The 9,074-nt window shown below is 72.8% G+C and carries 9 protein-coding genes; 6 read left to right on the top strand and 3 right to left on the bottom strand.

Annotated elements, in window-relative coordinates; genetic code table 11:
- Positions 1 to 67 precede the first annotated feature (67 nt).
- From KMS84_RS24255 to KMS84_RS24245, 3 genes are all read left to right on the top strand, one after another.
- Positions 68 to 517 carry a response regulator gene (locus KMS84_RS24255; protein WP_256918548.1) on the top strand — a complete coding sequence of 150 codons (450 nt, stop codon included), beginning with the start codon at positions 68 to 70 and terminating at the stop codon, positions 515 to 517.
- Between the two features lie 106 nt (positions 518 to 623).
- Complete coding sequence (locus tag KMS84_RS24250; RefSeq protein ID WP_256918547.1) at positions 624 to 1,853, top strand: PP2C family protein-serine/threonine phosphatase; 1,230 nt, start codon at positions 624 to 626, stop codon at positions 1,851 to 1,853.
- 131 nt (positions 1,854 to 1,984) lie between these two features.
- Positions 1,985 to 2,416, top strand: a complete 432-nt coding sequence (locus tag KMS84_RS24245; protein WP_256918546.1) for a GvpU-like protein — start codon at positions 1,985 to 1,987, stop codon at positions 2,414 to 2,416.
- Here the strand turns inward: KMS84_RS24245 and KMS84_RS41910 are convergent.
- Positions 2,352 to 3,287, bottom strand: coding sequence for a pentapeptide repeat-containing protein (locus KMS84_RS41910; RefSeq protein ID WP_256918551.1), 936 nt, complete (start codon positions 3,285 to 3,287; stop codon positions 2,352 to 2,354). The two genes, KMS84_RS24245 and KMS84_RS41910, sit on opposite strands and share 65 nt — an antisense overlap.
- Positions 3,288 to 3,512: 225 nt before the next feature.
- Between KMS84_RS41910 and KMS84_RS24235 the strand changes: the two genes are divergently transcribed.
- The gene (locus KMS84_RS24235; protein ID WP_256918545.1) at positions 3,513 to 3,920 is read left to right on the top strand and encodes a DUF3224 domain-containing protein; all 408 of its coding nucleotides are present in this window, start codon (positions 3,513 to 3,515) and stop codon (positions 3,918 to 3,920) included.
- 84 nt (positions 3,921 to 4,004) lie between these two features.
- On the opposite strand, the gene KMS84_RS24230 is transcribed toward KMS84_RS24235, so the two are convergent.
- Complete coding sequence (locus tag KMS84_RS24230; RefSeq protein WP_256918544.1) at positions 4,005 to 4,517, bottom strand: GNAT family N-acetyltransferase; 513 nt, start codon at positions 4,515 to 4,517, stop codon at positions 4,005 to 4,007.
- A 37-nt stretch (positions 4,518 to 4,554) separates the two neighbouring features.
- Complete coding sequence (locus KMS84_RS24225) at positions 4,555 to 4,902, bottom strand: VOC family protein (protein ID WP_256918543.1); 348 nt, start codon at positions 4,900 to 4,902, stop codon at positions 4,555 to 4,557.
- A 186-nt stretch (positions 4,903 to 5,088) separates the two neighbouring features.
- Here KMS84_RS24225 and KMS84_RS24220 point away from each other — a divergent pair, with 186 nt between their 5' ends.
- Positions 5,089 to 6,900, top strand: coding sequence for a methylmalonyl-CoA mutase subunit beta (locus KMS84_RS24220; RefSeq protein WP_256918542.1), 1,812 nt, complete (start codon positions 5,089 to 5,091; stop codon positions 6,898 to 6,900).
- The gene (scpA, locus tag KMS84_RS24215; RefSeq protein WP_256918541.1) at positions 6,900 to 9,074 is read left to right on the top strand and encodes a methylmalonyl-CoA mutase; all 2,175 of its coding nucleotides are present in this window, start codon (positions 6,900 to 6,902) and stop codon (positions 9,072 to 9,074) included. The genes KMS84_RS24220 and scpA overlap by 1 nt, the downstream gene beginning before the upstream one ends.

Raw genomic sequence — 9,074 nt, 5'->3', positions numbered from 1 at the left:
GCCGTGGCCGCCCCGGCCGTCCCGACACCCGCCGCCCCCGACGCGCACACCGAGAAGAAGGCCTGACATGACCCTCCCCTCCGCCACCCCCATCGACGTCCTCCTCGTCGAGGACGACCCCGGCGACGAGCTGATGACCCGCGAGGCGTTCGAGGACAACAAGATCGGCAACACCCTGCACGTGGTGCGCGACGGCGAAGAGGCGCTCGACTTCCTCTACCGGCGCGCAGCCCACCCGAACGCGCCCCGGCCCGACCTCATCCTCCTCGACCTGAACCTGCCCAAGTACGACGGCCGCCAGGTGCTGGAGACGATCAAGTCGGACCCGGACCTCGCGCACATCCCCGTGGTCGTCCTGACCACCTCGGCGGCCGAGGAGGACATCCTGCGCAGCTACCGGCTGCACGCCAACGCCTACGTCACCAAGCCCGTCGACCTCGACCAGTTCATCGCCGCCGTCCGCCAGATCGACGACTTCTTCGTCCAGGTCGTCCGGCTGCCCCGCAGCGGCGCCTGAGCCGCTTCCCGGCGACGCGAGCACGTCATGACCGGGTACGGCGACCTCCGCCCTTCTATGGTGGAAACGCACAGTGTCGCTCGGTACCCAGGCAGGCGGGCAGGACATGACGGAACCGCGGATCGACTATGCGGCGGTCTTCCGGGCCCTGCCCGGCATGGTGGCACTGCTGACGCCCGACCTGGTGTACGCGGACGCCAACGAGGACTTCCTCCGGCTGGCCGGGCGCACCCGCGAGCAGCTGCTGGGCCGCTACATCTTCGACGTCTTCCCCGAGAACCCGAACGACCCGGCCGCGGCCGGCATGCGGGAGACCCGGGACTCGATGCTGCGGGTGGTCGACACCGGTGAGCGCGACACCATGGCACTGCTGCGCTACGACATCGAGGACCCGCAGCGGCCCGGCGTGTGGCAGGAGCACTACTGGAGCCCGGTGAACGCGCCCGTCCACGACGCGGACGGGCGGGTGGCGCTGGTGGTGCACCGGGTCGAGGAGGTCACCGAGCTGATCCACGCCCGCGGCGGCCGGGGCGGCGGCCCCCGGGGCCGTGTGCTGGAGGCCGAGCTGTACACACGGGCCCGCGAGTTGCAGGAGGTCAACGAGCGCCTGCGCCGGGCGCACGCCCGTGAACGCGAGGTCGCCCTGGCGTTGCAGGCGGCGATGCTGCCCGCGCCCGGTCCGACCGGGCCGCACGAGGCGGCCGTGCGCTACCGGCCCGCCATCGGCGCGCTCAACGTCTGCGGCGACTGGTACGACCTCGTCGACCTGCCCGACGACAACCTCGCGGTCGCCGTCGGCGACGTGGTGGGCCACGGCCTCGGGGCCGCCTGTGCCATGGGTCAGCTGCGCAGCGCCCTGTCCGCAGCCTGCCGCGTGGCCGACGGCCCGGCCCAGGCGCTGGAAGCCCTCGGCCTGTACGCGCGCTTCGTCGAGGGCGCCGAGGCGACGACCGTGGTGACGACGTTCATCGACCGCAAGAGCCACACCATCACGTACAGCTGCGCGGGCCATCCGCCGCCCGCGCTGGTGCACCCCGACGGCGCCGTCACGTTCCTGGACCAGGCGACGGACCCGCCGCTCGCCGCGCGTCCCGAACATCTGCCCCGCCCTCAGGCCCACCTCCCCTTCGTCGAGGGCAGCACCCTGGTCCTGTACACCGACGGCCTCATCGAGCGCCGCCGCGAGGACATCGACATGGGCCTGGCGCGCCTCGCCGCATCGCTCACGCACCACCGGCGCCTGCCTCCCGAGAACCTGGCGGACGCGCTCCTGACCGATCTGCTCCCCGCCACCGGCACCACGGACGACACCGCCCTGATCGTCCTGCGGCTGTGACCGCTCCGCCCCCGCCTCCACGAAGAAGGGCCGGCGGCCCCCTTCCTGCGGCCTGCGCGGGCGGACATGCCCGCGGGCGGTGCGGGAAGGAGACGATCGTCCCGCTCCCGACGCCTTAAGGACCGCCGGTCATGACCACTGAGCACGATCCCCTGCACCAGCCGGCCGCCCCGGTGGTGACCGAGCCCGCGCCGGACGTCCAGCTCCAGATGCTGGTGCGGCTGATCGGGCAGGACCCCGAGGCGGCCCTGCCGATCACCCTCACGGTGGGGGGCGGCTTCCTCCACGGAGACCTGATCTCGCACGAGGCCTGGACGGCGGAGTGGGCGCGCAGTCTGCGCGGTTTCGACGGGCCCGGCGCACAACTCCTGGAGCGCTTCCCCGAAGAGGTGGACCGGGCCGTCGCCGACCGGCAGGGACACCCGGCGCCCCAACGGCTCCCCCAGTGGATCCATCTGCGCGACGCCACCACCGCCGCGGGGACGGAAAGGGCCGTCGTCATGCCCCTGTGGCGCGGCCGCCTCGCGGACGTGGCGGGCTGGTCGCTGGGCCGGCCCGCCTGAGGGGTGCGGCGATTCGAACGGGCTGTCCCGGACGGGCACTCGAGGAACCATTTACTCCAGTTGTCCGTACTATCTCTCCAACAGTGCCGAATCCGCGACGTGTCGCCGCCCGACCGGTGAGCATCGGTCCGCGCGGTGACATGCCACCGGTTCGGCGACCGGGGCAGGCCCGTTCGTCTGCCGCTCCCGTCGAGGAAAGGTCGTGTGCTTCATGTCCGAGAACGCCTCCGCCAACGAACTCACCTCTCAGTACACCGCCCAGGTGACCGCAGACCTCGAACGCAACACCAAGGAACAGGAACGGATCGGCGCCGAAATCACCGCTCTCCAGGAGCAGTTGGCGGCCCTCGAACGGGACCACGGCGTTCTGGTCAGCATCCAGCAGGCCATCGACTCGGCGCCGGCGCCGACCGGCCCCGCCCCTGCCGTCGAAGCGGCGGAGCCCGCCGGGAGCGTCACGGTGCCCGCGCCGCGCAAGAAGTCGGCCGCCGCCCCGGGCGCCCGTAAGCGGGCCCAGCCCAAGAAGACCGCCGCGCAGTCCACCCGTTCGGCACGAAAGCCCGCCTCCCGCAAGCGGGCCGCCGTGAAGACGGACACCGCCGGGACGGACGCCGCGAAGACGGCAGCCGTGAAGCCGGACGGCGCGAAGAAGGGCACCGCCAAGGCGAGCCCCGCGAAGACCGGCCCCGCGAAGGCCGGCCCCGCGAAGACGGGTGCGGCTCAGACGGGCACGGCCAAGAAGGACGCCGTGCGCAAGGAGGCGGCCAAGACGGCGCAACCGACGCTGGTCGACCTGGTCCGCGACCACCTCGCGCAGCAGAACGAGCCCCGTTCCGCCGCCGAGATCGCCACCGCCCTCGGTGAGACGCATCCGGAGCGCACCGTCAGGACGACCGTGGTCCGCACGACCCTCGAGGGCCTCGTCGCGAAGACCCAGGCGCAGCGCACCAAGCAGGGCTCGTCCGTGTTCTACACCGCGGCCGACGCGGCGGCGGCGACGGCGCCCGCGCAGGCCGAGAAGGAGCCCGCCACCGCCGGCGCCTGACGTACGCCGCCGCACGGCGTCGCTGTCAGAGGTGGGCCCTACGATCCGGGCATGCGAGCTTCAGGAACGTTCACAGTCGCCGACTTCACGCCGGCTCCGGTGCCGAGCCCCCCGGTCGAGACCGCCGCGCCGGTCGGGGTGGCGACCATGACCAAGTCGTTCGAGGGGGAGGTCGCCGGCCGTTCGGCCACGTTGTTCACGGCCGCCTACGACCAGTCCACCGCCACGGGCACCTACGTCGCGATGGAGTCCTTCGAAGGGTCCCTGCACGGCCGGGCGGGCTCCTTCAACTTCGCGCACGCCGCGTCCACCCGGGGCGAGAGCCGGGAGAACGAGTACTTCGTCGTCGTCCCGGGCAGCGGCACCGGCGAACTGACCGGGATCAGCGGCGCGGGAGGCATCGCCGTCGACGCGGACGGCACCCACCGGATCTGGTTCGACTACCGCCTCGGTCACTGACCCGGCCCCGGCCGGGGCGGTCTCCGGTCGGGGCGGCGCACGGCCGTCCCGACCGGCCGCGGAGCCACGCCGCGGGCTCAGTCCTCAGACCCGCTCCGGCGGGTGAGGCGTCAGGTCGCGTCGGTACCAGGTGCCCGGCTTGCCGCCGACGTCCGTCGGCCCGGCCGGCCCGGTCGGGACGAACCCGGCCCTGACCAGCACCTTGCGGGAGGCGGCGTTCTCGTCCGCCGCGGCCGCCCGCAGGGCGCGCAGTCCGTGCCGGGCCGGCGCCAGCCGGCACAGCTCCTGCACGGCCGCCGTCGCCACGCCCCGCCCGGCGACATGCCGCGCCACCCGGTACCCCAGTGTGGCGACGCCGTCCTGAACGTCGTACAGGTTGAAGCGGCCCAGAACCGGGCCGTCCTCGGCCGTCAACAGGTAGAACACGCAGACGCCGGCCTCCTGCTCGGCCAGCAGGGCCCGGTGGCGGTCGGCGTACCGCTCGAAGAAGTCGTCGCCGCGGTCGCCGACCGCGGCGGCGAAGTAGGCGCGGTTCGCCAGCTCGAAGGCGAGCACCGCGGGGGCATGGTCGGCATGCAGTCGCGTCAGCACGGGCACCGGCCCACGCTACCCCGCCGGCGCAGCGCGGGAGCGGTCAGCGGTGGCTCAGGACGTTGATCACGCGTCCGCCGGGGTCACGGACGAAGAACCGCCGCACCCCCCACTCCTCGTCCTGCAAGGGGTGCACGATCTCCGCGCCGCTGTCCCGCACGAGCGCGTGGACGGCGTCCACGTCGTCCACCTCCACGCTCAGATCCGGTGTGACGGGCGCGGTCCGGTCGGCCGTCATGAAACTGATCTGGGCCGCCGGCGCGGAGGGCGCGGCCAGCGTCGTGATCCAGCCATGGTTCATCACCTCCTCGAAGCCCAGCAGGCCGTAGAACTCACGGCTCTCGTCCGCCTGCTCCGAGCGGAGGACGGGCACGACACGGCGAACGGTCATCGAGGACTCCAGGTGACGGCGCGAGCGTGGGACGCTCTGTGTGTACGGGGCCGCTCCATGAGTACTACGCCGGGCACGTCCTCGGGCCGGGACGGCACGGCGAGGGCCAGGTCACAATGTCCGGGAGGGAAAGGTCACAGCCATGCCCTCTCCTGTTCCTCTCCGTATCTGGCCTAGCATCCGAGCATGACGGTCCTGCCTGACGACGGGCTTGAGCTGGCCGGCGAGTTCCCTGACGCCACCCACGAGCAGTGGCAGCGCCTCATCGCGGGCGTGCTGCGCAAGTCGGGCAAGGACGTCGAGGACGCTCAGGCCGAGGAAGCCCTGTCCACCGCGCTGGAGGACGGGCTGCGCACCCGTCCCCTCTACACCGCGCACGATCGCGCGCCCGATCCGGGCTACCCCGGGTTCGCTCCGTATGTGCGGGGCGGCAGGCCGGAGGGCAACACCGCCGGAGGGTGGGACGTACGGCAGCGGCACGCGGCCGCCGACGGCGGCGCGGTGCTCGCGGACCTGGAGAACGGCGTCACCTCCCTGTGGCTGGTCGTGGGCGAGGGCGGCATCCCCGTGACCTCGCTCGAACAGGTCCTCGAGGGCGTGCTCCTGGACCTGGCGCCGGTCGTCCTCGACGCGGGCGCCGAAGTGGAGCCGGCCGCACGGGAGTTGCTGCGGCTGTACGCGCAGCGGGGCGTCGCCGCCGACGCGGCGCGCGGCAACCTGGGCGCGGACCCCCTCGGTCACGAGGCCCGCACGGGTCTGGCGGGCGACTTCGCCCCGGCGGCCGGACTCGCCCGGCGGTGCGCCGAGGAGTACCCGGGGCTCCGGGCGCTGACGGTGGACGCGCTGCCCTACCACGAGGCGGGCGGTTCGGCGGCGCAGGAGCTGGGCGCCTCGCTGGCGACCGGTGTGGCGTATCTGCGGGAGCTGACGGCGGCCGGGCTGAGCGTCGAACAGGCTTGTCGGCAGCTGGAGTTCCGGTACGCGGCGACCGCGGACCAGTTCCTGACGATCGCGAAGCTGCGGGCCGCGCGCCGGCTGTGGGCCCGGGTGGCCGAGGTGTGCGGGGCGCCGGGCGCCGGCGCGCCACCGCAGCACGCCGTGACGTCCTCGGTCATGATGTCGCGCCGCGACCCCTGGGTGAACATGCTGCGCACCACCATCGCCACCCTCGCGGCGGGCGCGGGCGGCGCGGACGCCGTCACCGTGCTGCCCTTCGACGACGCGCTCGGGCTGCCGGACGCGTTCGCCCGGCGCATCGCCCGCAACACCTCCACGATCCTCATCGAGGAGTCCCACCTGGCCCGGGTGATCGACCCGGCCGGCGGCTCCTGGTACGTGGAGCGGCTGACGGACGAACTGGCCCGTGCGGGCTGGGAGTTCTTCCAGTGGATCGAGGGCGAGGGCGGCCACGCCGCCGCCCTGCGCTCCGGCAGCCTGCCGCAGGCCCTGGCCGACACCTGGCAGGTCCGCAGCGGCCGAATCGCCAAGCGGCGCGAGCCCGTGACCGGCGTCAGCGAGTTCCCGTTCCTCGCCGAGAAGCCGGTGGTGCGCGAGAGCAAGCCCGCGCCGCGGTCCGGGGGTCTGCCGAGGGTGCGCCGCGACGAGGCCTTCGAGGCGCTGCGCGCGCGCTCGGACGCCCATCTCGCGGCGACCGGAGCCAGGCCGCGGATCCACCTGGCGGCGCTCGGCCCGGCCGCCGCGCACACCGCGCGGCTGACGTTCGCCGCCAACCTGTTCCAGGCGGGCGGGATCGATCCCGTCACCGAGGGCGCCTTCGAGGCCAGCGGCGCCACCGAGGTGTGCCTGTGCTCCAGCGACGCGCTGTACGAGGAGCGGGCCGAGGCGGAGGCCGCGCGGCTGCGGGCCGCCGGCGCCGCGCACGTGTTCCTCGCCGGGCGTCCCGCGTCGTACTCCGGCGTCGACGCGTACGTGTTCGCGGGCTGCGACGCCGTCGCCGTGCTGTCCGCCACCCTCGACCGCATGGGAGTTGCGTCCTGATGGGTATCCCCGACTTCTCCGGGATCGAGCTGGGGACCCCGGCCGCCGAGGCCGGCGCCGACGAGTGGCGCACGGCCGTGAAGAAGGCGGCAGGCGGGGACGACCTGCTGTGGGAGACCCCGGAGGGCATCCCGGTCAAGCCGCTGTACACCGGGCAGGACCTGGAGGGCCTGGACTTCCTGGGCACCTACCCGGGCGTCGCGCCGTATCTGCGCGGGCCGTACCCGACGATGTACGTCAACCAGCCCTGGACGATCCGCCAGTACGCCGGCTTCTCCACCGCCGAGGAGTCCAACGCCTTCTACCGGCGCAACCTCGCGGCCGGCCAGAAGGGCCTGTCCGTCGCCTTCGACCTCCCCACGCACCGCGGCTACGACAGCGACCACCCGCGGGTGACCGGTGACGTCGGCATGGCGGGCGTGGCGATCGACTCGATCTACGACATGCGGCAGCTGTTCGATGGCATCCCGCTGGACAAGATGTCCGTGTCGATGACGATGAACGGCGCCGTGCTGCCGGTGCTCGCGCTGTACATCGTGGCGGCCGAGGAACAGGGCGTGCCGCCCGAGAAGCTGGCCGGGACCATCCAGAACGACATCCTCAAGGAGTTCATGGTCCGCAACACCTACATCTACCCGCCGAAGCCGTCGATGCGGATCATCTCCGACATCTTCGCCTTCACCTCGCAGCGGATGCCGCGCTACAACTCCATCTCCATCTCCGGCTACCACATCCAGGAAGCGGGCGCGACGGCCGACCTGGAGCTGGCGTACACGCTCGCCGACGGTGTGGAGTACATCCGCGCGGGCCGTGAGGTCGGCCTGGACGTGGACGCGTTCGCGCCCCGGCTGTCGTTCTTCTGGGCGATCGGCATGAACTTCTTCATGGAGGTCGCCAAGCTGCGGGCGGCCCGCCTGCTGTGGGCGAAGCTGGTGCGGCAGTTCGACCCGCAGAACGCCAAGTCGCTGTCGCTGCGGACCCATTCGCAGACCTCCGGCTGGTCGCTGACCGCGCAGGACGTCTTCAACAACGTCACGCGCACCTGTGTCGAGGCGATGGCGGCGACGCAGGGCCACACCCAGTCGCTGCACACCAACGCCCTCGACGAGGCCCTGGCGCTGCCGACGGACTTCTCGGCGCGCATCGCCCGCAACACCCAGCTGCTCATCCAGCAGGAGTCCGGCACCACCCGGACCATCGACCCCTGGGGCGGCAGCGCGTACGTCGAGAAGCTGACGTACGACCTGGCCCGTCGCGCCTGGCAGCACATCCAGGAGGTCGAGCAGGCGGGCGGCATGGCCAAGGCCATCGACGCGGGCATCCCGAAGCTGCGCATCGAGGAGGCCGCCGCGCGCACGCAGGCCCGTATCGACTCGGGCCGCCAGCCGGTGATCGGCGTCAACAAGTACCGGGTGGACAGCGACGAGCAGATCGACGTCCTCAAGGTCGACAACTCCTCCGTGCGCACGCAGCAGATCGAGAAGCTGCGGCGGCTGCGCGCGGAGCGGGACGACGTCGCGTGCCGGGACGCGCTCGACGCGCTGACCCGGGCCGCCGGGGGCGAGGGCAACCTGCTGGAGCTGGCCGTGAACGCGGCCCGGGCGAAGGCCACCGTCGGCGAGATCTCGGACGCCCTGGAGAAGGTGTACGGGCGGCACGCGAGCCAGATCCGTACCATCTCCGGCGTGTACCGCAACGAAGCAGGCGAGTCCCCGTCCGTGGACCGCACCCGCGAGCTGGTGTCCGCCTTCGAGGAGGCCGAGGGGCGCCGACCGCGCATCCTGGTCGCCAAGATGGGCCAGGACGGGCACGACCGCGGCCAGAAGGTGATCGCGACCGCGTTCGCCGACCTCGGCTTCGACGTGGACGTCGGCCCGCTGTTCCAGACCCCGGGCGAGGTGGCCCGTCAGGCCGTCGAGGCCGACGTGCACATCGTCGGGGTGTCCTCGCTGGCCGCCGGACACCTCACCCTGGTGCCGGCGCTGCGCGAGCAGCTGGCCGAGGAGGGCCGCGAGGACATCATGATCGTCGTCGGCGGCGTCATCCCGCCGCAGGACGTGCCCACGCTCCTGGAGATGGGCGCGGCGGCCGTGTTCCCGCCGGGCACCGTCATCCCGGACGCGGCGCACGACCTCGTCAGGCGGCTGTCCGACGGCCTCGGGCACGACCTCTGA

This window comes from Streptomyces hilarionis, from assembly GCF_024539675.1.
Lineage (GTDB): Bacteria > Actinomycetota > Actinomycetes > Streptomycetales > Streptomycetaceae > Streptomyces > Streptomyces hilarionis.
This window is presented reverse-complemented; position numbering and strand designations above follow the sequence as displayed.

Excerpts from the sequence above, each read along its gene's own strand:
- KMS84_RS24250 (WP_256918547.1), top strand. The coding sequence starts at position 624 with ATGACGGAACCGCGGATCGACTATGCGGCGGTCTTCCGGGCCCTGCCC.
- KMS84_RS41910 (WP_256918551.1), bottom strand. The coding sequence starts at position 3,287 with ATGCGTCTCACCGAGGGCGGTGGCGATCTCGGCGGCGGAACGGGGCTC.
- KMS84_RS24225 (WP_256918543.1), bottom strand. The coding sequence starts at position 4,902 with ATGACCGTTCGCCGTGTCGTGCCCGTCCTCCGCTCGGAGCAGGCGGAC.
- KMS84_RS24235 (WP_256918545.1), top strand. The coding sequence starts at position 3,513 with ATGCGAGCTTCAGGAACGTTCACAGTCGCCGACTTCACGCCGGCTCCG.
- scpA (WP_256918541.1), top strand. The coding sequence starts at position 6,900 with ATGGGTATCCCCGACTTCTCCGGGATCGAGCTGGGGACCCCGGCCGCC.
- KMS84_RS24255 (WP_256918548.1), top strand. The coding sequence starts at position 68 with ATGACCCTCCCCTCCGCCACCCCCATCGACGTCCTCCTCGTCGAGGAC.
- KMS84_RS24245 (WP_256918546.1), top strand. The coding sequence starts at position 1,985 with ATGACCACTGAGCACGATCCCCTGCACCAGCCGGCCGCCCCGGTGGTG.
- KMS84_RS24220 (WP_256918542.1), top strand. The coding sequence starts at position 5,089 with ATGACGGTCCTGCCTGACGACGGGCTTGAGCTGGCCGGCGAGTTCCCT.